At 64.6% G+C, this 26,072-nt stretch carries 27 protein-coding genes and 3 tRNA genes; 16 read left to right on the top strand and 14 right to left on the bottom strand.

Annotation, left to right across the window (positions count from 1 at the left end; all coding sequences use genetic code 11):
- The first annotated feature begins 139 nt into the window (after positions 1–139).
- Positions 140–1,003 carry a UPF0149 family protein gene (locus AC07VS_RS27665; protein WP_492350417.1) on the top strand — a complete coding sequence of 288 codons (864 nt, stop codon included), beginning with the start codon at positions 140–142 and terminating at the stop codon, positions 1,001–1,003.
- A 68-nt stretch (positions 1,004–1,071) separates the two neighbouring features.
- Here AC07VS_RS27665 and AC07VS_RS27660 read toward each other — a convergent pair whose 3' ends face one another.
- Positions 1,072–1,554: a nuclear transport factor 2 family protein gene (locus AC07VS_RS27660; protein WP_494752565.1), complete on the bottom strand. Its 483-nt coding sequence runs from the start codon at positions 1,552–1,554 to the stop codon at positions 1,072–1,074.
- A 39-nt stretch (positions 1,555–1,593) separates the two neighbouring features.
- The gene (locus AC07VS_RS27655; protein WP_494752564.1) at positions 1,594–2,478 is read right to left on the bottom strand and encodes a LysR family transcriptional regulator; all 885 of its coding nucleotides are present in this window, start codon (positions 2,476–2,478) and stop codon (positions 1,594–1,596) included.
- Positions 2,479–2,572: 94 nt separating this feature from the next.
- Here AC07VS_RS27655 and AC07VS_RS27650 point away from each other — a divergent pair, with 94 nt between their 5' ends.
- On the top strand, positions 2,573–3,577 hold the full coding sequence (locus AC07VS_RS27650) for an NAD-dependent epimerase/dehydratase family protein (RefSeq protein WP_494752563.1): 1,005 nt from the start codon (positions 2,573–2,575) through the stop codon (positions 3,575–3,577).
- Positions 3,578–3,598: 21 nt separating this feature from the next.
- Here AC07VS_RS27650 and AC07VS_RS27645 read toward each other — a convergent pair whose 3' ends face one another.
- The 3 genes from AC07VS_RS27645 to AC07VS_RS27635 all read right to left on the bottom strand — a co-directional run bounded on the left by AC07VS_RS27645 (position 3,599) and on the right by AC07VS_RS27635 (position 5,614).
- Entirely contained in the window at positions 3,599–4,117 is a 519-nt protein-coding gene (locus AC07VS_RS27645; RefSeq protein WP_494752562.1) for a CinA family protein, read from the bottom strand.
- On the bottom strand, positions 4,114–4,587 hold the full coding sequence (locus tag AC07VS_RS27640; RefSeq protein WP_494752573.1) for a phosphatidylglycerophosphatase A family protein: 474 nt from the start codon (positions 4,585–4,587) through the stop codon (positions 4,114–4,116). The genes AC07VS_RS27645 and AC07VS_RS27640 overlap by 4 nt, the downstream gene beginning before the upstream one ends.
- Before the next feature lie 139 nt (positions 4,588–4,726).
- Positions 4,727–5,614: a LysR family transcriptional regulator gene (locus AC07VS_RS27635; protein ID WP_492350422.1), complete on the bottom strand. Its 888-nt coding sequence runs from the start codon at positions 5,612–5,614 to the stop codon at positions 4,727–4,729.
- Between the two features lie 209 nt (positions 5,615–5,823).
- Between AC07VS_RS27635 and AC07VS_RS27630 the strand changes: the two genes are divergently transcribed.
- Entirely contained in the window at positions 5,824–6,216 is a 393-nt protein-coding gene (locus AC07VS_RS27630; RefSeq protein ID WP_492350423.1) for a tautomerase family protein, read from the top strand.
- A gap of 18 nt (positions 6,217–6,234) precedes the next feature.
- On the opposite strand, the gene thiL is transcribed toward AC07VS_RS27630, so the two are convergent.
- The 4 genes from thiL to apaG form a co-directional block, all read right to left on the bottom strand.
- On the bottom strand, positions 6,235–7,224 hold the full coding sequence (thiL, locus tag AC07VS_RS27625; protein ID WP_492350424.1) for a thiamine-phosphate kinase: 990 nt from the start codon (positions 7,222–7,224) through the stop codon (positions 6,235–6,237).
- A 372-nt stretch (positions 7,225–7,596) separates the two neighbouring features.
- Positions 7,597–8,661: a PAS domain-containing protein gene (locus tag AC07VS_RS27620; protein WP_494658900.1), complete on the bottom strand. Its 1,065-nt coding sequence runs from the start codon at positions 8,659–8,661 to the stop codon at positions 7,597–7,599.
- Positions 8,662–8,719: 58 nt separating this feature from the next.
- On the bottom strand, positions 8,720–10,708 hold the full coding sequence (tlpB, locus tag AC07VS_RS27615) for a transporter-like protein TlpB (protein ID WP_494752561.1): 1,989 nt from the start codon (positions 10,706–10,708) through the stop codon (positions 8,720–8,722).
- 38 nt (positions 10,709–10,746) lie between these two features.
- A complete protein-coding gene (apaG, locus tag AC07VS_RS27610) occupies positions 10,747–11,142 on the bottom strand; it encodes a Co2+/Mg2+ efflux facilitator ApaG/CorD (protein WP_492350427.1) in 396 nt (131 codons plus the stop codon).
- Between the two features lie 145 nt (positions 11,143–11,287).
- Between apaG and rpe the strand changes: the two genes are divergently transcribed.
- Positions 11,288–11,983: a ribulose-phosphate 3-epimerase gene (rpe, locus tag AC07VS_RS27605; protein ID WP_492350428.1), complete on the top strand. Its 696-nt coding sequence runs from the start codon at positions 11,288–11,290 to the stop codon at positions 11,981–11,983.
- A gap of 50 nt (positions 11,984–12,033) precedes the next feature.
- Here rpe and AC07VS_RS27600 read toward each other — a convergent pair whose 3' ends face one another.
- Together AC07VS_RS27600 and AC07VS_RS27595 are read right to left on the bottom strand one after the other, a co-directional pair.
- Positions 12,034–12,831, bottom strand: a complete 798-nt coding sequence (locus tag AC07VS_RS27600; RefSeq protein ID WP_494658902.1) for a tetratricopeptide repeat protein — start codon at positions 12,829–12,831, stop codon at positions 12,034–12,036.
- The gene (locus AC07VS_RS27595; protein ID WP_494658911.1) at positions 12,828–14,843 is read right to left on the bottom strand and encodes a bifunctional 2',3'-cyclic-nucleotide 2'-phosphodiesterase/3'-nucleotidase; all 2,016 of its coding nucleotides are present in this window, start codon (positions 14,841–14,843) and stop codon (positions 12,828–12,830) included. Before AC07VS_RS27595 ends, AC07VS_RS27600 begins: the two co-directional genes overlap by 4 nt.
- A gap of 191 nt (positions 14,844–15,034) precedes the next feature.
- On the opposite strand from AC07VS_RS27595, the gene gph reads away from it, so the two are divergent.
- Complete coding sequence (gene gph, locus AC07VS_RS27590) at positions 15,035–15,739, top strand: phosphoglycolate phosphatase (RefSeq protein WP_494752560.1); 705 nt, start codon at positions 15,035–15,037, stop codon at positions 15,737–15,739.
- Between the two features lie 28 nt (positions 15,740–15,767).
- Here the strand turns inward: gph and AC07VS_RS27585 are convergent, their stop codons facing one another.
- On the bottom strand, positions 15,768–17,564 hold the full coding sequence (locus AC07VS_RS27585; RefSeq protein ID WP_494658904.1) for a methyl-accepting chemotaxis protein: 1,797 nt from the start codon (positions 17,562–17,564) through the stop codon (positions 15,768–15,770).
- A gap of 84 nt (positions 17,565–17,648) precedes the next feature.
- Positions 17,649–18,236 carry a chalcone isomerase family protein gene (locus AC07VS_RS27580; protein ID WP_494658905.1) on the bottom strand — a complete coding sequence of 196 codons (588 nt, stop codon included), beginning with the start codon at positions 18,234–18,236 and terminating at the stop codon, positions 17,649–17,651.
- Between the two features lie 376 nt (positions 18,237–18,612).
- On the opposite strand from AC07VS_RS27580, the gene trpE reads away from it, so the two are divergent.
- The 7 genes from trpE to AC07VS_RS27545 all read left to right on the top strand — a co-directional run bounded on the left by trpE (position 18,613) and on the right by AC07VS_RS27545 (position 24,230).
- On the top strand, positions 18,613–20,124 hold the full coding sequence (gene trpE / locus AC07VS_RS27575; RefSeq protein ID WP_492350433.1) for an anthranilate synthase component I: 1,512 nt from the start codon (positions 18,613–18,615) through the stop codon (positions 20,122–20,124).
- 5 nt (positions 20,125–20,129) lie between these two features.
- On the top strand, positions 20,130–20,711 hold the full coding sequence (locus AC07VS_RS27570) for an anthranilate synthase component II (RefSeq protein WP_492350434.1): 582 nt from the start codon (positions 20,130–20,132) through the stop codon (positions 20,709–20,711).
- A 93-nt stretch (positions 20,712–20,804) separates the two neighbouring features.
- Complete coding sequence (locus AC07VS_RS27565) at positions 20,805–21,464, top strand: LysE family translocator (protein ID WP_494658907.1); 660 nt, start codon at positions 20,805–20,807, stop codon at positions 21,462–21,464.
- A 33-nt stretch (positions 21,465–21,497) separates the two neighbouring features.
- Positions 21,498–22,547 carry an anthranilate phosphoribosyltransferase gene (gene trpD / locus AC07VS_RS27560; RefSeq protein ID WP_494658908.1) on the top strand — a complete coding sequence of 350 codons (1,050 nt, stop codon included), beginning with the start codon at positions 21,498–21,500 and terminating at the stop codon, positions 22,545–22,547.
- Positions 22,548–22,557: 10 nt separating this feature from the next.
- Entirely contained in the window at positions 22,558–22,695 is a 138-nt protein-coding gene (locus AC07VS_RS27555) for a hypothetical protein (protein WP_494658909.1), read from the top strand.
- Positions 22,688–23,476 (top strand): indole-3-glycerol phosphate synthase TrpC, encoded by a 789-nt coding sequence (trpC, locus tag AC07VS_RS27550; protein ID WP_494752559.1) that lies wholly within the window; start codon positions 22,688–22,690, stop codon positions 23,474–23,476. Before AC07VS_RS27555 ends, trpC begins: the two co-directional genes overlap by 8 nt.
- A gap of 19 nt (positions 23,477–23,495) precedes the next feature.
- Entirely contained in the window at positions 23,496–24,230 is a 735-nt protein-coding gene (locus tag AC07VS_RS27545; protein ID WP_492350439.1) for a uracil-DNA glycosylase, read from the top strand.
- Between the two features lie 18 nt (positions 24,231–24,248).
- On the opposite strand, the gene AC07VS_RS27540 is transcribed toward AC07VS_RS27545, so the two are convergent.
- Positions 24,249–25,298, bottom strand: a complete 1,050-nt coding sequence (locus AC07VS_RS27540; protein WP_494658910.1) for a patatin-like phospholipase family protein — start codon at positions 25,296–25,298, stop codon at positions 24,249–24,251.
- Positions 25,299–25,487: 189 nt separating this feature from the next.
- Between AC07VS_RS27540 and AC07VS_RS27535 the strand changes: the two genes are divergently transcribed.
- From AC07VS_RS27535 to AC07VS_RS27520, 4 genes are all read left to right on the top strand, one after another.
- Positions 25,488–25,573, top strand: a tRNA-Tyr gene (locus AC07VS_RS27535).
- A 68-nt stretch (positions 25,574–25,641) separates the two neighbouring features.
- Positions 25,642–25,715: transfer RNA gene (locus AC07VS_RS27530), tRNA-Gly, on the top strand.
- 50 nt (positions 25,716–25,765) lie between these two features.
- Positions 25,766–25,840 (top strand) — tRNA-Thr (locus AC07VS_RS27525).
- Positions 25,841–25,919: 79 nt separating this feature from the next.
- Positions 25,920–26,072: GTP-binding protein (locus tag AC07VS_RS27520; RefSeq protein ID WP_494752402.1), on the top strand; the 153-nt coding region annotated here is incomplete at its 3' end.

Genomic DNA, 26,072 nt, shown 5'->3' with positions numbered 1-26,072 from the left:
CGAAGGGCGAGGCCGGTAAACTGCTGTACCACCGCAGCGCTTCGCCCATGACCTGTGGCCGACCGATCATACGATCCACGGCCGGTGGTCAGGGTCTTGCCTGCTCCGTTCATCCTGACGCGTTTTGACGCCCCCCGACATGTCTTCTGATCCCCAAGCCGATACCGCCATCGAAGTCGCCGCCTCGCCCGTGCCTGTCTACCCCGTCGCCGGCGAGCGCCTGCCCCCCGAGGCCTTTGATGAACTCGACGCCATCCTGGACGACCTGCGCAGCCGCGAGGACGAGATTCCCCAGTGGGAGTTCTGCGAAGGCTTCATGGCCGCGGTGATCTGCAATCGCCGCCCCCTGCCACCGGCCGAGTACCTGCCCATGCTGCTGGGCGATGGCATCACCGCCGAAGACACCGATGCCGACGGTATTCCGGCCCTGTCGGCTTTTGCCGATGCGGCTCAGCAGGCCCGTTTCATCAGTTTGTGGCAGGCGCGCTGGCACGAAGTGCAGACGGCTCTGGACACCAAGGTGGACAGCCTGGGCGACGAGCGTTGCTATGAGCCCGAGGTGATGGACATGCGCGGCGCCATGGCCACCTTGTCGGAAGAAGAACTGGCCGAACTGGGTGACCAGGAAGTGCCTTCCTTCGGCCAGATCTGGGCACTGGGCTTCATGTTCGCCGTGGAAAACTGGCCCGAGGAATGGGCCGCTCCCCGCGACAAGGAGGCCGCCGATTGGCTGGACGATGCCCTCAACCGCATCGTGGCCCTGACCGAAGACGACACCGGCAAGCCCGAGCTGTCGATGTTTGCCGAAGATGGCCCGCCCAGCCTGAGCCAGGCCCGTCTCGATGCCTTCGGGGATGCCATCTGGGCGGTGTATGACCTGCGCCAACTCTGGAAGAGCTTCGGTCCGCGGGTGGAAACCATCCGCAAGGAAGCCGGCCCGGGCCGCAACGACCCCTGCCCCTGTGGCAGCGGCAAGAAGTTCAAGAAGTGCCACGGGGCCTGAGGGCGCCCTGAAGCGCCCCCGCTGTCGGGGCCGCTTCAGAGTGCTGGCTTGCCGCACCCGGCCCAGTTTCAGCCCAGGAACTTCTTCAGGTTGGCTGCCGCCGTGCTGCGCACCTTGCGTTTCAGCGAGGGCGACCATCCCAGCAGCAGGCCGGGCAGTCCCAGGGCTTGGCGCGCCCAGCGCCAGAACCCGAAGCGATCGCGGTGGCCGGCGATCAAGCCCTCCGGCGTGAAGGTGAATCGCGCGTCGATGATGTTGTGCACCGGGCGGCCGGTGGCGCTGAACACGTAGTGCGCCTCCCAATGGGCCTGGCCGCCTCGGTCATCCGCCTGGATGTTGCTGAATTCGACTCGCCATGCCCCGGGTGGGCTTTTTTGGGCGGCGCTGCACAGCATGCGCCACATGCCTGCAATCTGGGCCTGGCCTTGCAAGGAAAACGCCTCGTCGTCAAAGCGCGCATCGGGTGCGTAGCACTGCGCCATGCTGGCGTGATCAAGCTGGCTGAAAGCCGTGTAGAAGCGCTGCAGCGTCTCGGCGTTGCGGTGGGTCATGGTGCGTTTTCCTGTGGGTGGACCCCGGCGCAGGCGGCTTCAGAGCTGCCCAGGCATTTCGGCGGCCAGGAAATCGTACACCGTCCGGATGCGACGGCTGGTACGAATCTCTTGGTGAACGGCCAGCCACATGGGCAGTGCCGGAATCGGTAATTGCGGTAGCACCCGCCGAACCCGCTCGTCCTGGCGCAGCAGGTACTGCGCCGTGAAGCCGATGCCCAGCCCCGCGCGCACGGCCTCCCAGGTGGCAATCAGGTCGTCGGTGCGGAACGCAAAATGGGCGGGCGTCACCGGGTGGCCCATGGCCGCAAAGCCCTTGAGCAGCAGGTCGTGCCGGTCGCTGCCGATCAATTCGTGGCCGAGCAAGTCGATGGGGTCGACCGGCGTGCCACGCCGTTGCAGGTAGCTGTTGCTGGCGCAGGCACACAGCGTTACCTCTCCAATCAACTGGGCCACCAGGCTGCCCTGGTCGGGGCGCACCATGCGCAGTGCGATGTCGGCTTCGCGCCGCAACAGGTTGGACACCTCGTTGCTGGACACCAGTTCCACCTGGATCCCGGGGTGTTGCAAGCGCAGGCGGGCCAACACCGGCGGCAACAGGTAGCAGGCCACCGGCTGGCTGGCAGTGATCCGAACGGTCCCCGAGATCAACTCGTCAGTGCGTGAGGCGGCCCGTGCCAGCTGGTGGGCCCCGGTCTCCATCAACCTCGCGGACTCTGCCAGCTCCAAGGCCGCTTCGGTCGGGCGCAGGCCGCGCCCGGTGCGCTCGAACAACAGCACCCCCAACTGCGCCTCCAGCTCGGCAATGTGCCGCCCCAGTGTCGGCTGGCTGGCCTGCAAGGCCCGTGCGGCACCCAGCAGACTGCCGTGCTCCAGGGCCGCGAGAAAGGATCGCACCAGGCTCCAGTCGAATGAGGTATTCAAAATTGAATTGCTGTTATGAAACGATAGGCAATTGTGTGATCTTCCATGGTTTTCAACAATCGCTCCATTCCCTCATCGATTCTGGAGCACTCACATGACCTGCACATCCACCGTTCTCATCCTGGGCGCCCGTGGGCGTCTGGGTCTGGCCGCTGCCCGCGCCTTTGCCCAGGCCGGTTGGCGTGTCCGCGCTCAGATCCGGCCCGGCGCCACGGCGCCTGCCGTGCCGGGGGTTGAATGGCTGGCCCACGATCTGCAAGACACCGCAGGCCTGGTCGCTGCAGCCCGTGGTGCCCGGGTGGTGGTCCATGCCCTGAACCCGGCCTACACCGTGGCCGCCTGGCGCGAGCAGGCGCCGGGCCTGATGGCTGCGGCGCTGGCGTTGGCGACGGCCTTGCGCGCCACGCTCATGCTGCCTGGCAATGTCTACAACTATGGCGAAGACATGCCTGGGGTGCTGCAAGAGAGCACGCCGCAGCATGCCCGGCATGAACTGGGGCGAATCCGCGTGGCACTGGAGCAGCAGATGGCCGATGCGGTCGAGGGTTGCGGTGGCGCCATGAGGGCCGTGGTGCTGCGGGCCGGCAACTTTTTCGGCGCCAGCGAAGGCACCTTTCTGGACAAGATGGTGGCCCCGCAACTGCCGCGGGGCAAGGCGTCCTGGATGGGTGACCTCGATGTGGGCACGCCATGGGCCTACCTGCCCGATCTGGCGCGGACACTGGTGATGTTGGCCGAACGAAGCGATCTGGCGGCCTTCGAGACCTTTCACTTTGCCGGGCACCAGGTCACGGCTCGCCAGTGGCTGGCGGTGCTTGGCCAGGTGGCGCTGGAGCAGGGCTGGCTGCAGCCTGGGCAGGCGCTGACAGTGCGCCGCGTGCCGGTGTGGTTCTTCCGCCTGTTCGGCCTGGTCTCGCCCACCCTGGCCACGATCGCCCAGACCGGCTACCTGTTCAGCACCCCGCACCGACTGGACAACACCCGCCTGGTGCAAAGGCTGGGGGCGGAACCCCGCACGCCCTTTGAGCTGGCCGTGCGCCAATCGCTGCAGGCGATGCGCCTGCCCCTGGCCTCGGGGCCCGAAGTCCTGGCGGCCTGAGGCCGGAGGGCTGCCGGCGCCTCAGCCCTTGTTGCTGCCCAGCAGGTCCAGCAGTCGTTGCAGGGCGTGGGCGACGGTCGACAGGCGCACCGCCGCTCGATCGCCGTCAAAGCGCTGTACTTCGCTGTGGGTCTGGCCGCCCACTGAAAAGCCGAACCACACCGTGCCCACCGGCTTGGCCGCGCTGCCGCCACTGGGGCCTGCCACGCCGGTCACGGCCACCGACACCTGGGCTCGGGCCTGGGTCTGGGCATGACGCAGGGCCCCTTCGGCCATGGCACGGGCCACGGGCTCGCTGACGGCCCCGTGCTGGGCGATCAGCTCGGCCGGGACGCCCAGCAGCTCGATCTTGGCCTCGTTCGAGTAGCTCACCATCCCGCGCTCGAACCAGTCGCTGGATCCCGCCAGCTCGGTGCAGGCCGCCGCGATCAGGCCACCGGTACAGCTTTCTGCGGTGGCCAGCTTCAGGCCTTGCTGGCGCAAGGCTTGGGCCAGTGCGGTGGTCGCAACCCTGTGGTCGAAAGTGATCGGCTGTGTCATGCGAAAAACCTCCAGAGGGCGATGACCAGCAAGGTGCAGAACGCTGCCACCAGGTCATCAAACAGGATGCCAAAGCCCCCTTTGGGGCCAAAGCCGTGCCACAAGTTGTCAGCCCAGCCGACAGGGCCGGGCTTGGCCGCATCAAAGAAGCGAAACAGGGCAAAGGCCACCAGTTGCCCACCCAGGCTCGCCGGCATGACCAACCAAAGGATCAGCCAGAAGGCCACCACCTCGTCCCACACGATGTTGCCCGGGTCCAGGGTGTTGAGGTGGCGCGCCGTGACGGTGCAGGCCCACCAGCCCACGGCGATGGACACGGCGATCAGGGCGCCGATCTGCCCCGGCGTGAGCCAGAGCTGCAGCAGCAGGTAGGCCGCCCAGGCCCACAGCGTGCCCACCGTGCCGGGGGCCACCGGGCTCAGGCCAGAGCCCAGGCCCAGCGCGATGATGTGGGCCGGGTGCGACCCCATGAAGCGCGCCGTGGGGCGCACTGCGGGGCGGGTGGTGGGGGAGGGGCCGGGCTCTGGCCAGGTCGGTTCGTTGGGGTGAGATGGGTTCATGGGGCAATGCAGCGAAGGGGCATGGGGGCCAGTGACGTTGGTGCCATTCTCAGGGCTTGGGCGGCAGCAGGGCCTGGAACCACTGGCTCCAGTAGTCCAGGCAGGCCTGGATCTTGGGCAGGTGGTGGCGCTGGGGCATCAGCAGCGCATAGATGGGGAAATCCTGCACATCCACCCAGTCTTCCAGCACGGGCCGCAGCCTGCCCTGCGCCACCAGCGGGGCCGCAATCAGGGTGTTGCAGCGGCAGATGCCCAGGTCATTGAGCACCATGGTCATCATGATGCCGGTGGAGTTGGCTCGGTAGTGGCCCTGCACCGGTCGCTCGATCGCCATGCCATCGAGGATGAAGGGCCAGCGGTTCAGGTGCTGGGCCGCGCTGTTGGTGATCAGGCGATGGCTCAGGAGTTCATCGGGGTGGCTGGGGGCGCCAAAGCGGGCCAGGTAGGCCGGGCTGGCGTACAGCGCCCGCCCGTGGTGGCCGATCTGGCGCGCCATCATCGATTCGGTGTGTGGCGCACCGCTGCGCAGCGTCAGGTCCACGCCCTCCAGCGCCATGTCGATCAGGCGGTCGTCCGAATGCAGCTCGATCTGCAGCCTCGGGTGGCGCTCATACAGGCCGGCCAGGCTGGGCACGATGATGAAATGGCCCAGCGCCGGGCTCACCGCCACCTGCACGGTGCCGCTGACCTCGCGGGTCTGGTGGGCAAATTCGGCCTCCAGTTCTTCGAGCGTGCCGGTGATGCGCTGGCAGTAACCCAGGAAGGTCTGCCCCTCGGCGGTGAGCGACAGCCCTTGGGTGGAGCGCTGCACCAGTCGCACACCGCACTGCTTTTCGATGCGGCTGAGCGAGCGCGAGACCTGGCTGACCGGCACGTTGCGTTCGCGCGCCACGGCCGACAGCGTGCCGCGGGTTGCCACGCGCACGAACAGGGCCATGTCATCAAAGTCCAGGTCTTTCACAGCGCCGATGTTAGCCGGGGCTTGGGCATGCCCGTGCCGTGCTGGCAGACGCCGTGCGTGTTGCAGGGTTTGCAAAACCGGTTTGCCCGGGCTGCTGTTTCGCTGGCACCCCGGGTTCTCTAAAGTCAGACCTCAAATTCACCCGCATCCGCGCATCCGCGCGCCAGCGCCGAAAGAGACAAGCCATGACTTCCCTGCACCTTCAGGTCGCGCCCTTGCAAAACCCCGAGCGTTACCCCTTGTTGGCCCAGGCCTTGACCGATCTGGCCGAGCGTTGGCTGGGTGCGACGCGGGAGACGGTCGTGGTGCTGATCGACGACCTGCCCGCTGCGCGTTGGTATGTCGCCGGGCAGCCGGTGGACCGGCCTGCCGCCCAGTTGCACCTCTGCCTGCCTGCCGGCCAGGCGAGTGAAGGGCAGCAGGCCGAATTCATCGCTCACGCATTGAGGTCGCTGCAGCGCCAACTGGGCCGCGGCGAGGCGCTGGCGGTGGGCAGCGGCGTGATCGTGCGCGAGGTGCCGCCTCAGCACTGGGGGCGCTGCGAGGCCACGGCGCCCCAGGCCCAAGGCGTGGCCTGATGTCCAGGGCAGGGCGCTTCACTTGAAGTGGTCGAAGCTCTCGTCGCGGCGTTCCATCAACTGGCCACGGGCATCCAGCAGGCGCAGCCCGGGCTGTTTCTCGATGCGCCCGATGCGGGTCACCGGCGTCTGGCTTTGGCGGCTGGCCGCCTGCACCGCTTCGCGGGCTGCGGCGGGGGCGGTGAAGACCAGTTCGTAATCATCGCCGCCCGCCAGCACCAGCCCCAGAACGGTGTCGTCGTCCAGATTGAGGTGCTGCGGGCCTGAACGGGCCGCCAGCAGGCTCAGCACACGCTCGGCGTCCATGCTGGCGCCGACGCCGGAGCGGCGCAGGATGTGGCCCAGGTCACCGACCAGCCCATCGCTGATGTCGGCTGCGGCCGAGGCAATCCCGCGCAGGGACTGGCCCAGAGCCACCCGGGGGGTGGGGCTTTCCATGCGAGCGCGGGCCGCCTCGAACGCTGGTCCGGGCAGGCTTTGCGTGCCTCGGAACACCTCGAGTGCCAATCGAGCGTCGCCCAGCGTGCCGCTGACATACAGATCGTCGCCAGGGCGTGCGCCGCTGCGCAGCAGGGCCTGGCTGCGACCGTCGACCACTGGCACCTCACCCATCACCGTGATGCAGATGTTCAACGGACCCTGGGTGGTGTCACCACCGATCAACTCGCAGCCGTGCGCATCGGCCAGGGCCAGCAGGCCCTGGGCAAAAGGCGCCAGCCAGCGGGCGTCGGCGCGCGGCAGGGCCAGGGCCAGGGTGAAGGCCACCGGGGTGGCGCCACAGGCCGCCAGGTCGCTCAGGTTGACGGCCAGCGCCTTGTGGCCCAGGCGCGCGGGGTCGACTGTGGACAGAAAGTGCCGGCCTTCGACCAGCATGTCGCTGGAGATGGCCAAGTGCGTGCCCGGCGAAGCCTGCAGCAGTGCGCAGTCATCGCCCACGCCCAGCCGTACGGGGCCGCCCGCGCGGGGCGCGCGGGTGAAAAAACGGGCAATCAGATCAAATTCACCCATGCGGATTCCTCAAGAAGCCGCAAGCATAAGGGCTGGCCAGACCCCTGGACGCGTGTCCGGTGCGCTTCATACCCTATTTGCGGGATGGTCAACTGTGTGGATTTTTTTTAGCATTCCGTCCATGGTTGAACAATCGTTCAGCCGTCTGTCAGCTGTCACACCGCAAGGTCGCTGCCAGGGAGGAAAGAAGAGTTTCAGGGTCAGGAAGACGCGCTTCCCGCAGGAATGGGATGAGCAAGGGATGGGAGCCTCGAGAGGCGCGTCTTTCCTGGCATCGGAAACCACAGGCTCGGCCCCGGGGCTTGGCGCAAGCCAGGTCCCGGCGGCCCGTGTCCTCATCTTGACGGTGCACTGTCTGCGCCCGTTTTCAAATTACCGGATCGACATCACGCGCCGCACCAGATCGACCTGGCGGTGCAGGGCCTGCTTGTTGAGGGCACTCTTCACCTGGCTGCGCACGGTGTGGATGGACAGATGCGTCATCTGCGCAATGCGCTTGAGGGGGTGGCCTTCGGTGAGCAGCATGGCCACCCGGGCTTCGGCCGGGGTGAGCTTGAGCGACGAGCAGATCTTGGACATCTGGTCGCTGCGATCGAGCAGGCTGGCGATCGAGGCCTGGGGGGCTTCGGGCCACAGTTGTTCGGCGGCCATCACCCGCTCTGTCACGTTCTCGACCTGCGACATCACCGACTCCACGCGACCCTGCGGGTCGAGCAGGGCCGAGTTGAACCACACCGTGTGCAGGGCAGATCCGTCGGCCCGCTGGAACGTCAATTCAGAGCGGTTCTGCAGTTCCTGGCCGCTTTGCAGCCGGCCCAGGGCCTCGCTCAAAGGGGTGTTGTCCCAGCGGGTGGGTAGCACCTTGGGGAGTTGGCGTCCGCGCACCTCGTCCAGGGTCCAGGCAAACCACTGGCTGGCGCGGCTGGAGCAATGCAGCAGGCGCAGGCTGGCATCCATCTCCAGCACGGCCAGGGGGCTGTTTTCCATGTGGGACGCCACGCGTTGATTGGCGGCCCGCAGGGCGTCGGCCGTGATCTTGAGCTCGTGCACGCGCAACGCGATGCTGACGAAACCCAGCACCTGCCCCTCATCGTCCAGCCAGGGACTCAGGCTGACGTTGTGCCATTCGGCCTCGCCCGCCGGGTTGGATATCTGGCGCTGGTAATGCACGGTTTCGCCGCTCAGCACCCGGTCAATGTGACCTTGAATCTGGTCGAGCGCCTCGGCCCCGTACAGGTCGGCCAGCATGAGGCCGGTGGCTTCGGCGGGCGTGCGCTGGAACCAGCGCGCAAAGCTGGCGTTCACATAGACGACACGCAGCGTGTTGTCCACCACAGACATGGGTGCATTCAGCGCGTGGGTGACCAGCGTATCGACCTGATCGGCACGCAGTCGCAAGGCGTTGGAGCGGGTGGGCGTATGGGGTTGAGCGGACATGAGGCTGGGCACAGCGTGACAGTTTCTGTGCCAACGCTATTGTGCCTTTGACGTTTGGTTACACCGGCCAGAAAAAGCTGCCCGGCGCGCTGCGCAAACGGGCGCGTATGGCCTGGTTGATGCGCTGGCGCTCCACCTGGCCCACGTTGTGGGCACGCAGTGCCAGCCGGAAGGCGAGGTAGAAGCTGACGGCCAGGTTCAGGGGCCCGATGGCGCACAGACCCGCAATCGCCCACCAGAACTCGGCGTGGCGCAGGGCCTCCAGCCCCAGGGTGGCCGCTGCAGCGCTGACCTGGCCGGTGGACAGGGTGACGTGGCGCACCTCCAGGCCCAGCCCGAAAAAAGCGGCGAAAGCTGGGATCAAGCCCAGCATCATGCCCAGCGAGATGTTGGCGGCCAGACCAGAGATGTTGCGACGCAACCACTGGCCCCAGCGACGCGCGCGCAACGGCCCCAGCCAGCGGGTGAATCGGGGGTTGTAGGTCAGGGCCGAGTCCAGCCGGTGCAGCACGAACCAGTTTTCGACCCAGCCCGCGATGATGCTGGAGGCAAACAGCAGCACCCCCGTGAAGGCGGCGAACAGGGCGGTGGGCCCGAACAGGCTCAGGTCGTGCAAGGTGTGGTGGGCATGTTCGGCGTCCACCATGGGCCCCAGGCCGGCGGCATGCAGACCGACACAGATCAGCAGCACACCCGGAACCACCAGGCCCAGGTTGCCCACGATGGCGGCAAACTGTGAGCGCAGCAGGTGGGCCACTTCATCGACGAAGCGCTCGATGGCATCGGGTGCGCTCATGTCCTTGAGCTTGGCGGCCATGGCCGGTGCGGTGACGGCGGGTTGTTTGGTGGCCACGGTCCAGTGCATCAGCATCACCAGCACGAACGAGGCGGCGTAGTTCAGGCCTGCCGCAAAACCGCTCCAGAAGGCCGACAGGCCCAGCCCGTAGATGGCAAATTTGGCCCAGGTGGTGAGGGCCAGCACCGAGCCGCCACCGGCGGCGGCGCGCAGCATCTCCCGGTATTCGGTGGCGTTGCGGGTGATGTAGTGCTCACCGCTTTCGGCGCTTCGTTCGGCCACCTTGGCCGCCGTGAGCTGCGAACTGGCGGCAATCAGGGCTCGGATGCTGCGACCGTCTTCGTTCACTTGCACCAGGCGGGCCAGCAGCTGGGCCAGATCGGCCGAGGGGGTTTGGCTTTGCAGGCAACTCAGCAGATCGCGGATGCGCAGCACGCGCTCGCGCAACTGGCGCAGGCGGAACACGATGCCCACTGAGATGCCATGCTCTTCCAGGTGGGTGTAAACGGTCTGGGCCGCGCGCCGGCAGGCCTCCAACTGCTGGCGCAGCACATCGGCGGCCTGCAGTGCCGCTTCGCTGCGTGGCCCTTGCTGCAGCACGGCTTGGCGCAGGCGTTCGAAATGGGCGGGCAGTTCATGGAAGGGGCGCTCGTTCTGTGCCTGGTCCGACATGCGCTGGCGGATCTCGGAGGCAAAGCCCGTGGCGCTGACCTGGCCCACGCTGTAGGTCAGAGCATCCAGCAGCAGCAAGGTGCCATTGGCCAGTGGCGCCCCCTCTGGGTCATCGGCGGCCGGGGGGGCGGGAAACAGCAGGCGCTGCACGCGCACCAGGGTCTCGGGGTCGATGGCGCGCAGCCACTCGGCATCAAAGGTGGTGGGGGCCAGCAACTCGAACAGTTCGCCCAGATCGGTGGTCTCGGGGGTCTGTGGCAGCAGCTTCTTGCGCAAGCGGTTGCCCAGCTCGCTCATGAAGGCCGGTCTCGGGGCAAAACCATGATCGGCCAGCAAGGAGGTGGCATCCACCGCGCCCAGGAAGTTGACCCACCACAGTTGCCACTCGGTCTGCCACGTGGGGCGCAGCTGGATCGCATCGAGCATCAGCCGAAGGCGTGCTACCGCGGCTGGCGCATCGTCTGCCCGACCCCGTATCCATTGCAGCAGGCTCATCAGCCACAGGTGGCGTTGCACCAACGATGCGTGCGGGTTGAGGGCGTCGAGGATCTGGGGCAGGTCGGGGGGTGTTTGATTCATGTGAACGTGGTGAAGCCGAGGCGTGGCACCGAATGAACTCAGTGCAACACGCGAGCCGGCGCGTGGGCGCTGGAGTGGGCCTCCAGCAGAAACAGCGGGATCGGTACGTCAAAGCGTTCGCCGTCCTCCGCCACGAAAAAATAACTGCCGTTCATGGTTCCGCTGGGGGTGCGCAGGCGGCAGCCACTGGTGTACTGGAAGGCCTCACCCGGTTTGAGCAGTGGTTGCTTGCCCACCACCCCCAGGCCTTTGACTTCTTCGCAGTGGCCCGTGGCGTCATGAATCTGCCAGTGGCGCGAGATCAACTGGGCCGGCACGTCGCCGGTGTTGGTGACCGTCACGGTGTAGGCAAAGGCGTGCACGGACTGCTCCGCATTGGACTGGTCCGGCAGGTGTTGAGGCTCGACGTGAACGTTAATTCGATAACTGGGCATGGTGGATGGACAAACAGTAAGAAGGCTGTCGGACTTTGAAGTTCCCGCATTCTGTCATTCGTGACGCGCTTGTGCAGTCTTTGGCATTTTTTCGAGCATTGCCCTCGTTGGCGCCAGGGCCGGCGCTGCTGCGACAATTGGCGCCATGAAGACCTCCGCTCCTACCCCCTACCGCATCGCCCCCTCCATCCTGTCGGCCGACTTCGCACGGCTGGGAGATGAGGTCCGTCAGGTGATCGCCGACGGCGCCGACTGGATCCACTTTGACGTGATGGACAACCATTACGTGCCCAATCTGACCTTCGGGCCCATGATCTGCCAGGCCCTCAAGCCCCATGCGCGCACGCCCGAAGGCGTGGCCGTGCCCATCGACGTGCACTTGATGGTGCAACCCGTGGACGCCCTGGCCGCCGCGTTTGCCGAAGCCGGTGCCGACTACATCAGCTTTCACCCCGATGCCTCGGGGCATGTGCATCGCAGCATCCAGGCCATCAAATCGCAAGGCGTGAAGGCCGGGCTGGTGTTCAACCCGGCGCAAACGTTGGACGTGCTGGACTGGGTGATCGAAGACCTGGATCTGATCCTCATCATGAGCGTCAACCCGGGCTTTGGTGGCCAGAGCTTCATTGACTCGGCATTGCGCAAGATCGAAGACGTGCGCCGCCGCATCGAGGCCAGCGGCAAGGACATCCGCCTCGAAGTGGACGGCGGCATCAAGGTCGACAACATTGCCCGGGTGGCCGCCGCCGGGGCTGACACCTTCGTGGCAGGCAGCGCCATTTTCGGCAAGCCTGATTACCGCGCCGTCATCGACGCCATGCGGGTTCAACTGGCGGGCTGAGCCTCAGGGGCGGCCTGCGTCCTGGGTATCTGACCCGCAGGCGGCCCCGTTCATGGCGCTTCCGGCCGGTGCTTCAGCGCGTGCTGGGCCTCACGCCAACGCTCGGCCTCGACATCGGCTTGGCGATGCAAGCCCAGTTCTGCATGCGTTTGCGCCAGCAGCAGTTGCAGATTGGCCTCCGGGTGATCCTGCTCGGCAGCGCGCTCAAACCATGCCCGGGCTTGGTCCGGGTCGGCTTTCACACCCTGACCATGGAGCAGCATCTGCCCGAGCAGAAACTGGGAATCGGCCCAGCCTGCCTCAGCGGCCCGACGCATCCACCGGGCCGCGGCCTGCGGGTGCGCCGGGGTTTGGGCGCTGCCGTTTTTCAGGATCAAGGCAATGTAGTGGGCCGCCGCATCCTGCCCCTGATCGGCCGCCTGGTGCAGCCAGGGCAGCGCGCGGTCGGTGTCGGCGGGCAGGCCGGCCGCCCCTTTGAACCACAGCTTGCCCAGTTGCAAGGCGGCCGTGGCGTCTCCGGCCTCGGCGGCGCGCTGCAGCCAGTCGCGCCCTTCGGCGACCAGGCGGGCGTCTCCGCGTTGCACGAGCACCCGGCCCAGCAGGGGCATGGCGGGCTTCAACCCATTGCGCGCCAATGTGCGCAAAACGCTGGTGGCCTGTTCGTCGCGTGCCTGGGCCTGGGCCCCCCACTGGATCAACTCGGCCTCTGACGGGGGCGCATCGATCTGTTGGTGCAGGCCCCAGACCCCCCAGGCGGCCAGCAGCAGAGGCAGTCCGGCCACCAGCCAGACCCGCCGCGACGAAGTGGGCGCCGGGGAGGGGGCCGGCAGAGTCAGTGCGGCGTTCATTGGCTCAGATCGATGGCGTAGTCAGCCAGGTTCTTGCCGCTGCCGTCATCGTTGTTGATCATGTTGATGCCGTTCAAACCAGCAGCGGTGGCCAGGGCCAGCTTGCCTGGGGCCGACTTGAAGGTGACCCGGCCGGCCGTGCTGACTTGGGTGAAACGCCAGCTGCGGTCACGGCCATTGCTGGCTCGGGTGAGGGTCTTGGTGGTCTTGATGTAGTTGATCAGCACGTCGCGGTTGGCATCCGGCGACGCGTAGATCGTCTTGCTGCCATCCAGGCCCGGAAAGTTGCCACCCCCGCTGGCGCGGTAGTTGTTGGTGGCCACGATGAAATAAGCCGCAGGGTCGATGGCCTTGCCTTTGTAGCTCAGGTTCTTGATGCGGCTGCCCTGGGCCTGAGTGACATCAATCTCGTAGCGGATGTCGGGCGAGGTGAACATGTCGAAGTTGTAGCCGGGGTAGCTGCTGACCAAAGCCTGGTCGGTGCTCAGGGTCGGGTCGATGCGGTTGAAGCGGGTGGCTGCTGTTTCGAGCCAGGCCTTGATGTCGCTGCCTTGCACCCGCACGGCGTACACGGTGTTGGGGTACAGGTACAGGTCGGCCGCATTGTTGATGGCCACGTTCCCGCTGGCCACATCGGTGAAATCACTGCCGCCGGCAAAGCCGCTTTTGAAAGGCGCGCTGACCGACAACACCGGCAGCGAGGCGTACTGCGGCAGGTTGGCCGCGATGTAGGCCGCCACGTACGACGCCTGGGCCTGGTTCACCACCTCGATGGCGCCTGGGTCTCCCACGTCGGCGAAGTAGGACGCCATGTTGAAGTCGGTGCTTCCGATCGGCGTCTTGACGTACTGGATGGTTGCGGCGTGTTCGCTGGCAATCGCGCTGGCCACGGCGGGGTCGACCGCCACATAGCTCTTGTCTGCGTTCTGGGTGCTGCGGGCTTCGACGGTGGTGCCGGTGGTGTCGACGGTCCACTTGCTGCCGTTGTGCACCAATTGCAGTTTGATCACGCCCAGGTGCTTGCCCCAGAAGTTGGCCATCACGGTGGGGACGCCATTGACGGTGCCCTTGACCTTGTCCACCCCGGGCAGGTTGAACTGGGCCACGGTGCTGGTGGCGTTCGGGAAGATCTGATGCGAGTGGCCGATCAGCATGGCGTCGATGCCTGGCACCTTGGACAGGTGCCAGTTGCCGTTCTCCATGGTCGGGTCGTAGCTGCTGTTGTCCAGGCCGCCGTGCGAGATGGCCACAACCAGGTCGGCGCCTTTGCTGCGCATCTCGGGCACGTATTTCTGGGCGGTTTCCACCAGCCCTTCGGTGTACACCTTGCCGTCCAGCCAGCGCTTGTCCCAGGACAGGATGGTGGGGGGGGTGAATCCGATGATGCCGATGTTGACCGGGACCTGCACCGTGCTGCCATCGGGGGCGGTGGCCCTCAGCGTCTTGGTGATGATCTGGTACGGGCTGAACAGAGGGGCCTTGGTCTTGGCGCTGTACACATTGGCCAGCACCTGCGGGAAGTTCGGACCCGCACAGCGTGTGGCGCCATTGGTCACGCCGTCGACCTGGAAGGCGCTGCCGGTGACCTGGTTCAGATAGGGCAGGCCGTAATTGAACTCGTGGTTGCCGATGCCGCCGCCGTCGTATTGGCTCTGATTCATGACCTTGTAGATGGCCAACGACTGGTTGCAGCCCACCGGGTTGATCAAGGCCTGGTAGTCGGACAGTGCCGTGCCCTGGATGGTGTCTCCGTTGTCCAGCAGCACGGTGTTGGCAAATTCGGCACGCGCTTTGTTGATCAGGGTGGCCACGCGTTCATAGCCGAGCGAGGTGTCCTCGGCCAGCTTGAAGTAGTCGTAGCTCATCACGTTGGTGTGCAGGTCGGTGGTCTCCAGCAGGGCCAGGCTGGCCTTGGTGTTGGCCGCCACCACGGGGCCACCGCTGGAGCCGCCGCAGGCGACCAGCGCCAGGGCCGTTGCGCTCAGCAGGCCTGCGGTGCAGGCACGGCGCATCGAATGAACAACAGGTTTTGACATCTCGCATCCCTCCGGGTTTTGTATCCAGTGCGTAAAGAGCTGGACTGTGGTCGGTCTGCGTGACATGGCTTTGACGGGCAGATGACACGAGCGCGAGGGCGGGCTGCCGGGCCGGGCCTGTCGCACAATCGCTGTTTTGCTTGCGCCCGTGTGGGCGCCTTGATGCCGTGTCTTCTTCCTCCTTTCTTCTTTCAACGCCGTTTGAAGCCGCCATCCTGGATCTGGATGGCACCTTGGTGAACACCCTGGGCGACTTTGCCGAGGCCCTCAACCGCATGCTGGATGAGTTGCGCTTGCCCTCCATCAAGCCGCAACGCATCGAGCACATGGTGGGCAAAGGGTCAGAGCACTTGCTGCGCACTGTATTGGCGCATGTGCTGGGTGGAGGGGCGACGGAACCCGCCGCGGTCGAGGCGCTGTACCCCGCCGCCTGGAGCAGCTACCAGCGGCACTACCTGGCCATCAACGGCGGCTACTCCAGCGTCTACCCCGGCGTTCTGGCGGGCCTGGAGGATCTGCAGGCACGGGGCTGGCGCCTGGCGTGCCTGACCAACAAGCCTTTGTCTTTTGCACAGCCCTTGCTGCAGGCCAAGGGCCTGGAGGGCTACTTCAGCGAAGTGTTTGGTGGCGACTCTTTTGAGCGCAAGAAGCCGCACCCTCTGCCACTGCAGAAAACCTGTGCCGCCCTGCGCAGCGAGCCTGGCCGCACCTTGATGGTGGGCGATTCCAGCAACGACGCTCAGGCTGCGCGCGCTGCGGCTTGCCCGGTGGTGCTGGTGACCTATGGCTACAACCACGGCGAGCCCATCCGGGCGGTGGACGCCGATGGTTTTGTGGATTCGCTGGATCAGTTACGCCTTCTGTTGGGCTGACGCACACTGCGCGGCGCCCGCCCTCGGCTCAGAAACTGGTCCAGTCTTCGTCGCTGGCGGTGGCTGCGGCCTTGGCCGTGGTGGTGGCGTCGCTGGACGCTGACCTGGTGCTGTGGGTGGCTTTGGCGCTGCTGGAGGCAGGCGCTGCCGGGCTGGCCGTTCCGGCTCCGCTGCGACGGTCCGAGTCGGGTTGCTGGCGGCGCTCCTGGCCCAGGTAGGGGGTGCTGGGTGGCAAGGCCGACCGGGTGGCTCTGGGGGTATTGACCTCGATGGACCGGCTCTGGCTGGCGTTGAGTTTGAACACGGCCACCGCATCCACGAGCAAGCTGGCCTGGTTGCGCAGACTGGCGGCGGCTGCCGCCGACTGCTCGACCAGGGCCGCGTTTTGCTGAGTGGCCTGGTCCATCTGCGTCACCGCCTCGCCCACCTGGGCCACGCCCGAGCTTTGCTCCGAGCTGGCGGCGCTGATTTCGCCCACGATGTCGGTCACCCGGCGGATGGCAGAGACCACTTCGGTCATGGTGGTACCCGCCCGGTCTACCAGATGGCTGCCTTGCTCCACCCGCTCGACACTGGCGCCGATCAGGCCCTTGATCTCTTTGGCCGCTTCAGCGCTGCGTTGGGCCAGGCTGCGCACTTCGCTGGCCACCACGGCAAAGCCTCGTCCCTGCTCACCGGCACGTGCTGCCTCCACCGCTGCATTCAAGGCCAGGATGTTGGTCTGGAAGGCAATGCCGTCAATCACGCCAATGATGTCTGAAATTTTGCGCGAGCTCTCGTTGATGCCTTTCATGGTGTCGACCACCTCGGCCACCACTTCGCCACCCTGCGTGGCGACGGTGGAGGCGTTCACCGCCAGTTGATTGGCTGCTCGGGCGTTGTCGGCGTTCTGGCGCACGGTGGAGCCCAGTTCCTCCATGGAGGCCGCGGTTTGCTCCAGGGCCGAGGCCTGGTGTTCTGTGCGTGCCGACAGGTCGTGGTTGCCCTGGGCGATTTCGGCACTGGCCGTGGCCACACCCTCTGCGTTGCGGCGCACATCCGCCACCAGGGCGGCCAGCCGGCCTTGCATGTCGGCGAGGGCCCGCAGCAATTGGCCGGTTTCGTCTTGGGCCCCCGTGGGGATCTGGATGGACAGGTCGCCATGGGCAATCGCGGTGGCCGCCGCCACGGCCTCTTGCACGGGGCGGGTGATGGAGCGTGTGGCGGTCCAGGCCATGAAGGCGCCCAGCACCACGGCCAGGGCCGCGGCCGCCATCAGCAGGAGGCGGCTGGTTTGGGCCAGAGCGGCATTGCGCTCCTGCCCTTGAGCCAGTTGACTGGCCATGCGCTTGCGCAGGCTGTCCAGTTTGGCCAGGTAACCATCGGCCATCGGGTGCAGCTGCGAATCGATCATGCCGTTGATGTCTTCGCCCATTGACTGCAGCTTGGCCAGTTCGACCCGCTTGTTGCGGTAAGCCTCCCGCACCTGGCGGATTTCGGCCAGTTGGGCCTTGCCGTCGTCGTCCTTTAGCAGTTCTTCGAGCCGCTTGATCTTGCCGGCCGTACCGCTGGAGGTGGTTTCAATGTCCTTTTTGAGGCGTTCAATGTAGGTGCTGTCCACGGCGCGCAGTTGGGCTTCAGTACGGGCCCAATTGATGCGGATGTCGGAGGCCCAGTCGTCGACCAGGGTCTGCTGCTCCAATTCGATCGTGGCGACATGCTCGCCCGCTTGTTGCAGCACCGAGATGCGCTGCACGCCAAAGCCGGCCACCAGCAAGGTGATCAACAAGATGGTGGCAAAAGCGATGGCCAGGCGGGAGCCGATTCTGAGGTTGTTGTAGTTCATGGTCTGACAGCAGTAACGGGCGAAGGGACGGGCAAAAGGAAAGGCAATGGGGCCAACAATGGGATGGATGAAGGCCGGTCGAGGTCAGGACGGCTTGCCCAACAGCGCGTCCTTGAGCTTCCAGTCGGCTGGGTTGGGGCCCAGCCAGATGCGCAACAAGGCGTTGAAAAAGGCGGCTTCCTTGAATGGCGCGCCCTGGACCTTGCCGCGCACGGTGAGGGTGGCGCCGCTGTCGGGCAGCCAATCGACGGTGAAGGTGTCGCCGGCAGCCAGCTTCTTCTGCTCGCCAAAGATCTCGCCCATGCGGATCAATCCAGGAATCAGATGGGACATTTCGCCCTTGGGGGCGTTGTCCTCCACGCCCCGGGTGAAGAGCTTGCCCAATTCGTTGGCATCGATTTCACGCAGCATGGTGATGCTGATGCGCTTGGCGCCAGGCGCGGCCAGCACGTCTTCGGGGCTGCTTGCCTTGCGTTCCAGGTACAAGCCCATGGCATACACCTTGAAGACCGCCTTGTAGCGGGCCCCTGCGCCGTTCAGGCTGAGCTTGCGCCCTTGCAATTCGATGGGGTCGTCGAAGCTGACGCCCTGCACCGTGGTGGGGGCGGCCTGCACAAGCAGCGGCCAGGCCAGGCAGGCGCTGAGGGCGATGGTGCGGAATCGGAGGCTCATGGGTGTTGTTGACGGAAGATCGGCCCGGATCGATGGGCTTGATCGTTGAGTTTGCAGTCTCCTCGGGTGGGTCGGTTTGACGCAACAGGGTTTTCGATGGGGCCGCGCGTCGCCTGAGCGACTGGCGCGCCAGAGTGGCTGGCAGGTTTGCTACACTCTGGCGACATGTTCATTCACCGCACGTTCATCACAGGTTGCAGCGACCGGGGAGCTTGGCCCTGGCGCAAGCCATTTCACGTGCACCACTGACCAAGCATGTCCGGGCAGCGCCGGCATGCGCCCGGGGGCCCCATTTGTCGGGGCCCGTTGAGATGATGAATGAACGCGGCACCTTTCCTTAGAACTGCGGTGCCGCCAGAGCTGGAGGCTCATTGCCGTGATCACCGAACTTGAATTCAAGAGCCTTGCCTTGCAGGGCTTCAATCGCATCCCTCTGATTGCAGAGGCGTTTGCTGACCTGGAAACCCCTTTGTCCCTGTACCTGAAGCTGGCCCATGCCCGCGATGGTGGCCGCTACAGCTTTTTGCTGGAGTCGGTGGTAGGGGGGGAGCGTTTTGGCCGCTACAGCTTCATTGGCCTGCCCGCACGCACCCTGTTGCGTGCCAGCGGCTTTGGCGATGAAGCCAAGACCGAAGTGGTTCGCGATGGGGTGGTCATCGAGACCGACCAGGGCAATCCTCTGGATTTCATCGCGGCGTATCAGAAGCGCTTCAAGGTGGCCCTGCGTCCTGGTTTGCCCCGCTTTTGCGGTGGCTTGGCGGGGTATTTTGGCTACGACGCAGTGCGCTACGTCGAGAAAAAGCTTGAGAAGACCTGCCCCCCCGACACCCTGGGCACGCCCGACATCCTGTTGCTGCAATGCGAAGAGTTGGCCGTGATCGACAACCTGTCGGGCAAGCTGTACCTCATTGTCTATGCCGACCCGGCCACCCCCGAGGCCTTTGCCAACGCCAAAAAGCGCCTGCGCGACCTGAAAGATCAACTCAAGTACTCCGTCAGCGCCCCGGTGGTGAAGGCCACCCAGGGCTACCCTGCCGAGCGTGACTTTGCCAAGGCCGACTACCTGGTGGCCGTGGAGAAGGCGAAGGAGCTGATTGCTGCCGGTGATTTCATGCAGGTGCAGGTGGGGCAACGCATCAAGAAGCGCTACACCGAAAGCCCCTTGTCCTTGTACCGGGCCCTGCGTTCGCTCAATCCCTCGCCTTACATGTACTACTACCACTTTGGGGATTTCCATGTGGTGGGGGCGTCGCCTGAGATCCTGGTGCGCCAGGAGCGCGTTGACATCGATGGCCGCGAAGAGCAGAAGATCACCATCCGGCCCCTGGCCGGCACGCGTCCACGGGGTGCCACGCCCGAGAAGGACAAGGCTGCCGAGGTCGAACTCATCAACGATCCCAAGGAGCGTGCGGAGCACGTGATGCTGATCGACCTGGCCCGCAACGACATCGGCCGCATCGCCAAGATCGGTTCGGTCAAGGTGACGGAGGCCTTCGTGGTGGAGCGTTACAGCCACGTGATGCACATCGTGAGCAACGTCGAAGGCACGTTGAACGACGGCATGGGCGCCATCGACGTGTTGAAGGCGACCTTTCCGGCAGGCACTCTCACGGGGGCACCCAAGGTGCACGCGATGGAGCTGATCGATCAGCTTGAGCCCACCAAGCGCGGCTTGTACGGTGGCGCCTGCGGCTACATCAGCTATGCGGGCGACATGGACGTGGCCATCGCCATCCGCACCGGCCTGATCAAGGACCAGACGCTGTATGTGCAGGCCGCCGCTGGCGTGGTGGCCGATTCGGTGCCTGAGATGGAGTGGAGAGAAACAGAACACAAGGCCCGCGCACTGTTGCGAGCGGCCGAACTCGTTGAAGAAGGCCTGGAGTGAACGCCATGACGAACAAGATCAAGCTCCTCATGGTGGACAACTACGATTCGTTCACCTTCAACATCGTCCAGTATTTTGGCGAATTGGGTGCCGAGGTCGAGGTGTTCCGCAACGACGAAATCACCCTTGAGGGCATTGCTGCCCGTGCACCCGATCGCCTGGTGATCTCCCCGGGCCCTTGCTCGCCCGCGGAGGCCGGTATCTCGGTGGCGGCCATCCAGCATTTCGCTGGCAAGCTGCCGATTCTCGGGGTGTGTCTGGGGCATCAGGCCATCGGGGCTGCCTTTGGCGGCCGGATCATCCGGGCACAGCAGCTCATGCATGGCAAGACCAGTGTGATCACCACCACGCAAGAAGGTGTTTTTGCGGGCTTGCCCGAGCAGTTCACGGTGAATCGCTACCACTCGCTGGCGATCGAGCGCAGCACCTGCCCGGCAGACCTCAAGGTGACCGCCTGGACAGATGACGGCGAGATCATGGGCGTGCGTCACCAGTCACTGGACATCGAGGGCGTGCAGTTCCACCCTGAGTCGATTCTGACCGAGCATGGGCACGCCATGCTCAAGAACTTCCTGGTGCGCTCATGAGGTCCGCGGTGCAGGCCCGGCGGCCCGATCGGCTGGTTCCGGCAGGGCTGCCGGTGCGCCATCGCGTTCAAAGTTGAAGCGGGAGCCGTGACCATGCCGGATGCCCATCACCTGCTGTTGTTTGTGCTGGCTGGCTGGTTGCTGAACCTCACGCCAGGGCCCGATGTGTTGTACATCGTCTCCCATGCCCTGCGCTCCGGCGTGCGCGCCGGGGTGGTTGCCGGCTTGGGGATCACCGCGGGTTGTTTCGTTCACATCGCGGCCGCTTCCGTGGGCGTCGGCGCCTTGTTGGCCACGTCGGCCACGGCTTTCACGGTGCTCAAGTGGCTGGGGGCCGGTTATCTGGTTTGGATGGGGCTTCGCATGTTGCTCGCCCGTGCTTCGGGTGCGAGTCTGGTGCCTGACGCCGAGTTGATGCCATCCGGGCCCGCCACTCAGAGCCTGAAGCGTGTCTTCGTGGGGGGCTTCTGGACCAATGTGCTCAACCCCAAGGTGGCGATTTTCTTTCTCGCCTTTGTGCCTCAATTCATCGCGCCGGGGACCGACAACAAGGCGCTGGCGTTTGTGTTGCTCGGGGTGTTGTTCAACCTCAACGCCATTCCGGTCAATTTGGGCTGGGCGCTGGCCGCCGCCTGGATGGCCCGTCGCCTTGGCGCAGTGCAGCGCGGCTTGCATTGGCTGGATCGCGTGGCTGGGGCGATGTTCATCGGCTTCGGCCTCAAGCTGGCTTTTTCGGATCGTCCCGCGCCTTGAGCGCGAAACGTCATGACCTCTCAGGAGATTTCCATGCCTATCACCCCTCAGGAAGCGCTTCAGCGCACCATTGAGCACCGCGAGATTTTTCACGACGAAATGCTCGACCTCATGCGTGCCATCATGCGCGGCGAGTTGTCGTCGGTGATGACGGCGGCCCTCATCACCGGGCTGCGTGTCAAGAAAGAGACCATTGGCGAGATCACTGCGGCCGCACAGGTCATGCGGGAGTTTTCAACCAAGGTGCATGTGGCCGACAAGACGCACCTGGTGGACATCGTCGGGACCGGGGGGGATGGCTCGCACACGTTCAACATCAGCACCTGCTCGATGTTTGTGGCTGCCGCCGCTGGGGCCAAGGTGAGCAAGCACGGCGGGCGCAGTGTGTCGAGCAAATCGGGCAGTGCCGATGTGCTGGAGGCGCTGGGCGTCAATATCAACCTCACGCCCGAGGCGATTGCCCGCTGCATCCAGCAAACCGGCATTGGCTTCATGTTCGCCCCCAACCATCACCCCGCCATGAAGAATGTGGCGGCCGTGCGCAAGGAACTGGGGGTGCGCACCATCTTCAACATCCTCGGGCCGCTGACCAACCCGGCTGAAGCGCCCAATATTCTGATGGGGGTGTTCCATCCTGATCTGGTGGGCATCCAGGTGCGCGCTTTGCAGCGCCTGGGGGCCGAACATGCCGTGGTGGTCTACGGACGCGATGGCATGGACGAGGTCAGCCTGGGGGCTGCCACGTTGGTGGGCGAGCTCAAGGACGGCGAGGTGCGTGAGTACGAGATCCATCCCGAAGACTTCGGCTTGCCCATGGCCAGTAACCGTGCCCTGAAAGTCGACACGCCGGAGCAGTCCCGTGAATTGCTCTTGGCCGTGCTGGACAACAGCCCGGATCCAGCGGTGCGAGCGGCCCGCGATATCGTGTTGCTCAACGCCGGTGTGGCACTGTATGCCGCCAACGTGGTGCCTTCGATGACCGAGGGGGTGCAGCGTGCCCGTGCTGCCGTGGAATCGGGCGCTGCGCGCACCCGGCTGAACGAGCTGGTGGCCACGGCCAAGGCCCTCACGCCTGCACTTTGAGGCCCCTGCCATGAGCCTGTGGCAAGACCCCGGTACTTGGATCGCACTCGGTGTTTCGGCACTTTTTGTAGGTGTCGGTTGGGGCTTGCACCGGGTGTTCCTGAAAATTTTGAAAAACGGCTCTCAGAGCCCGCAAGAACATGAGTGATATTTTGAACAAGATCGTGGCCGTCAAGCGTGAGGAGGTGGCGGCCGGCCTCAAGAAAGTGTCCTTGGCGGCGATGCGCACCGACGCCGAGAGCCGTGTGCTGACGCGGGACTTCATTGGCGCGATGCGCTCCAAGGTGGCTGCCGGTCAGGCTGCGGTGATTGCCGAGATCAAGAAGGCCAGCCCGTCCAAAGGCGTGCTGCGGGCTGACTTCATCCCGGCTGATATTGCGCAGAGCTACGCCGAACATGGCGCGGCCTGTCTGTCGGTGTTGACGGACAAGCAGTTTTTCCAAGGCAGCGTGGACTACCTCAAACAGGCCCGAGCCTCCTGTGCGCTGCCGGTGCTGCGCAAGGATTTCATGATTGATCCCTACCAGGTCTACGAGGCCCGGGTGATGGGTGCCGACTGCATCCTGCTGATTGCCGCCTGTCTGGACGACGCCCAGATGGCCGATCTGGAGGCCGTGGCTCGTAGCCTGGACATGGCGGTGCTGGTCGAAGTGCACGATCGCCCGGAACTGGAGCGAGCCTTGCGCCTCAAAACACCGCTGGTGGGCATCAACAATCGCAACCTTCGTACTTTTGAGGTCAGTCTGGACACCACGCTGGGCATGTTGGCTGACGTGCCGGCAGACCGATTGCTGGTGACGGAGTCGGGCATCCTTGGGCCGGCGGACGTACAGCGCATGCGCGAGGCGCAAGTGCATGCCTTCCTGGTCGGTGAGGCCTTCATGCGTGCCAAGGATCCCGGCGAGGCACTGGCTCATTTGTTTGCCTGACTTGCATTCGGAGGACGGAATGTCGGAATCGATCGATGCAGCCCAACTGCCCGTGCCAGACCAACTGGGCTCGGCCGATCCGGCTGATTGGCCCGTGGCAGGCGGGTGGCAGGCGCTGGTGGATGAGTTTTTTGCGGCGCCATCAGGCGTGCAATTGCTGGACTTTCTTCAGCAGCGGCTGCACGCGGGTGCCACGGTGTTTCCTCCTCAGCCATTGCGGGCACTCCTGCTGACACCGCCCGAGGCGGTGCGTGTCGTCATCTTGGGGCAGGATCCCTACCATGGACGTGGCCAGGCGGAGGGCTTGGCCTTCTCGGTGGCGCCTGGTGTGCCATTGCCGCCGTCGCTGCGCAATATCTTCAAGGAATTGCAGCGTGATCTTGGGACCCCTTTCCCGGCGTTTCCCACGCCGGGTGGCAGTCTGGTTCGTTGGGCGCAGCAAGGGGTGTTGTTGCTCAACACCTGCCTCACGGTGGAGGAAGGGCAGCCCGCCAGCCATGCCGGTCGTGGCTGGGAACTGTTGACCGATGCGGTGATTCGGCATGTGGCCCAGGGTCCCCGCCCCGTGGTCTTCATGCTGTGGGGCGCCCATGCGCAAAGCAAGCGCCCCATGATCGATGCGTCGCGCCATCTGGTTCTTCTGTCCAATCACCCGTCGCCCTTGTCTGCGCTGCGTCCGCCTGCACCTTTCATCGGTTGCGGGCATTTCTCACAGGCCCGGGCCTGGCGCGATCAGCAAACAAGCATGGGCTGATACTCGGCGGCCTGCTGCTCAGGATTTGGGCAGACGCAGCGTTGTGCGCACGCCCACATCCTCGGTGTGGCGCTTCAGCCAGTGCCTTGCCGCGTCTCGCCCCATCTCGAAGAGGTGCTCGATCATGTTGCCGTCAGCGGCCACCTTGCTGGAGGCGGGGAGTTCGTCCAGGGATTGACCACCATCGATGCGATGCAGGCGAATGCGGCGGTAGTCTTCACCTTCCTGCATCCGTCCACGTTCGATCAGGTGGTTGATGAATTCAACGTTTCGCATCTGGTCGAGCAGGCTGGCGTTGAAGGTCAGCTCGTTCACCCGGTCCAGGATGTCCTGTTGTGAGTGCGGCGTTTCGTGGCGCTGCAGTGGATTGATCTGCACGACCAGAATGTCTTGGGCATCGCACTGCTTGATCAGCGGAACCAGGGGTGGATTGCTGGAGTAGCCACCATCCCAGAACGGCTCACCATCGATCTCGACCGTCCTAAACACCATGGGCAGGCAAGTTGATGCCATGACGGCTTGCAAATCGAGTTGCCGGCCAGAAAAAACCTTGGCCAGCCCCGTGCGCACGTGGGTGGCCGAGACAAACACGCGCGGAGAATGCAGCCGTGCCATCCCTTCGAAGTCGATGTGGGCCGCCAGCAGCTTGCGCAACGGATTGATATCCATCGGATTCATCTGCGACGGCGACATCCAGGGGGCCATGGCGCTTTGCAGCATGTGTCCACCCATGCCCGTGTTGAGCATCATGTGCATCACGCTCTGTGTCAGGGCTCCGACGCTGCCCAGCGATACCACGCCTTCCCAAATCAGCCGCAATGTCTTTCGGGCAGAGGTTCTGATCGCCGCGCGCTCTCCGTTGCCGGGGGCGTGACCCAGGTAGCCCTGGGCCAGCGCCACCGCATTGATGGCACCGGCGCTCGCGCCGCTGATGCCATCGAAATCGAAGTGCTCATCTTCAAGAAGGGCATCAAGGACACCCCAGGTGAAGGCGCCATGTGCCCCTCCGCCCTGGAGGGCAAGACTCAGACGTTTGGGCGACTCCGTGGGAGTGGGGAAGGTGTACATTCAGCCATCCTGACATGATTTGTGCGGTGCAGCATAAAAAGTTGAGGGCAATTGAAGAAATTTGTCCAAAAAGCCCAAAACGGGTCAAAAAATAACTCATAATCGTGGTCTCGCAGGTTCTTAGGGACATGCGGCTCGAACAAGAAAGTAAAACGGCCTAAAAAACTGTGTTATAGTTCGAGATTCGCTGGAGGGGTGCCCGAGTGGCTAAAGGGGGCAGACTGTAAATCTGTTGGCTTACGCCTACGCTGGTTCGAATCCAGCCTCCTCCACCAGCGAGTGAATTGATGTGAGTGGCGATCAAAAGCGCCGGTAGTGTCGGGAGTGATCCTGTCATTGTTTGGCGGGAGTAGTTCAATGGTAGAACCCTAGCCTTCCAAGCTAATGACGCGGGTTCGATTCCCGTCTCCCGCTCCAGCATCGGTTTGCTTGAGTAGTTTTTTTGAAGTGCCTGGTGGCCTTCAGATGCCCATGTGGCTCAGTGGTAGAGCACTCCCTTGGTAAGGGAGAGGTCGCGGGTCCGATTCCCGCCATGGGCACCACGTTCTTCGGCGCCCCCTGTCAGGGGGCGCTTTGACCCTTGTTGTGTTGATTTAGGTATTTTTTTTCGGAGTCGAAAAAATGGCAAAAGGCAAGTTTGAACGTACCAAGCCGCACGTGAACGTCGGCACCATCGGTCACGTTGACCACGGCAAGACCACCCTGACGGCTGCGATCGCAACCGTTCTGGCAGCCAAGTTCGGCGGCGAAGCCAAGGCTTACGACCAGATCGAC

It is taken from the genome of Curvibacter sp. GW821-FHT01G03, from assembly GCF_059422285.1.
This window is presented reverse-complemented; position numbering and strand designations above follow the sequence as displayed.

Excerpts from the sequence above, each read along its gene's own strand:
- apaG (WP_492350427.1), bottom strand. The coding sequence starts at position 11,142 with ATGCCCAGTTATCGAATTAACGTTCACGTCGAGCCTCAACACCTGCCG.
- AC07VS_RS27665 (WP_492350417.1), top strand. The coding sequence starts at position 140 with ATGTCTTCTGATCCCCAAGCCGATACCGCCATCGAAGTCGCCGCCTCG.
- AC07VS_RS27660 (WP_494752565.1), bottom strand. The coding sequence starts at position 1,554 with ATGACCCACCGCAACGCCGAGACGCTGCAGCGCTTCTACACGGCTTTC.
- thiL (WP_492350424.1), bottom strand. The coding sequence starts at position 7,224 with ATGGGTGAATTTGATCTGATTGCCCGTTTTTTCACCCGCGCGCCCCGC.
- AC07VS_RS27565 (WP_494658907.1), top strand. The coding sequence starts at position 20,805 with ATGCCGGATGCCCATCACCTGCTGTTGTTTGTGCTGGCTGGCTGGTTG.
- AC07VS_RS27600 (WP_494658902.1), bottom strand. The coding sequence starts at position 12,831 with ATGAACGCCGCACTGACTCTGCCGGCCCCCTCCCCGGCGCCCACTTCG.
- trpC (WP_494752559.1), top strand. The coding sequence starts at position 22,688 with ATGAGTGATATTTTGAACAAGATCGTGGCCGTCAAGCGTGAGGAGGTG.
- trpD (WP_494658908.1), top strand. The coding sequence starts at position 21,498 with ATGCCTATCACCCCTCAGGAAGCGCTTCAGCGCACCATTGAGCACCGC.
- AC07VS_RS27640 (WP_494752573.1), bottom strand. The coding sequence starts at position 4,587 with ATGGGGTCGCACCCGGCCCACATCATCGCGCTGGGCCTGGGCTCTGGC.
- AC07VS_RS27545 (WP_492350439.1), top strand. The coding sequence starts at position 23,496 with ATGTCGGAATCGATCGATGCAGCCCAACTGCCCGTGCCAGACCAACTG.
- AC07VS_RS27645 (WP_494752562.1), bottom strand. The coding sequence starts at position 4,117 with ATGACACAGCCGATCACTTTCGACCACAGGGTTGCGACCACCGCACTG.
- AC07VS_RS27595 (WP_494658911.1), bottom strand. The coding sequence starts at position 14,843 with ATGCGCCGTGCCTGCACCGCAGGCCTGCTGAGCGCAACGGCCCTGGCG.
- AC07VS_RS27555 (WP_494658909.1), top strand. The coding sequence starts at position 22,558 with ATGAGCCTGTGGCAAGACCCCGGTACTTGGATCGCACTCGGTGTTTCG.
- AC07VS_RS27650 (WP_494752563.1), top strand. The coding sequence starts at position 2,573 with ATGACCTGCACATCCACCGTTCTCATCCTGGGCGCCCGTGGGCGTCTG.
- AC07VS_RS27540 (WP_494658910.1), bottom strand. The coding sequence starts at position 25,298 with ATGTACACCTTCCCCACTCCCACGGAGTCGCCCAAACGTCTGAGTCTT.
- AC07VS_RS27585 (WP_494658904.1), bottom strand. The coding sequence starts at position 17,564 with ATGAACTACAACAACCTCAGAATCGGCTCCCGCCTGGCCATCGCTTTT.
- AC07VS_RS27635 (WP_492350422.1), bottom strand. The coding sequence starts at position 5,614 with ATGGCCCTGTTCGTGCGCGTGGCAACCCGCGGCACGCTGTCGGCCGTG.
- tlpB (WP_494752561.1), bottom strand. The coding sequence starts at position 10,708 with ATGAATCAAACACCCCCCGACCTGCCCCAGATCCTCGACGCCCTCAAC.
- AC07VS_RS27570 (WP_492350434.1), top strand. The coding sequence starts at position 20,130 with ATGACGAACAAGATCAAGCTCCTCATGGTGGACAACTACGATTCGTTC.
- AC07VS_RS27620 (WP_494658900.1), bottom strand. The coding sequence starts at position 8,661 with ATGTCCGCTCAACCCCATACGCCCACCCGCTCCAACGCCTTGCGACTG.
- AC07VS_RS27580 (WP_494658905.1), bottom strand. The coding sequence starts at position 18,236 with ATGAGCCTCCGATTCCGCACCATCGCCCTCAGCGCCTGCCTGGCCTGG.
- rpe (WP_492350428.1), top strand. The coding sequence starts at position 11,288 with ATGAAGACCTCCGCTCCTACCCCCTACCGCATCGCCCCCTCCATCCTG.
- AC07VS_RS27630 (WP_492350423.1), top strand. The coding sequence starts at position 5,824 with ATGACTTCCCTGCACCTTCAGGTCGCGCCCTTGCAAAACCCCGAGCGT.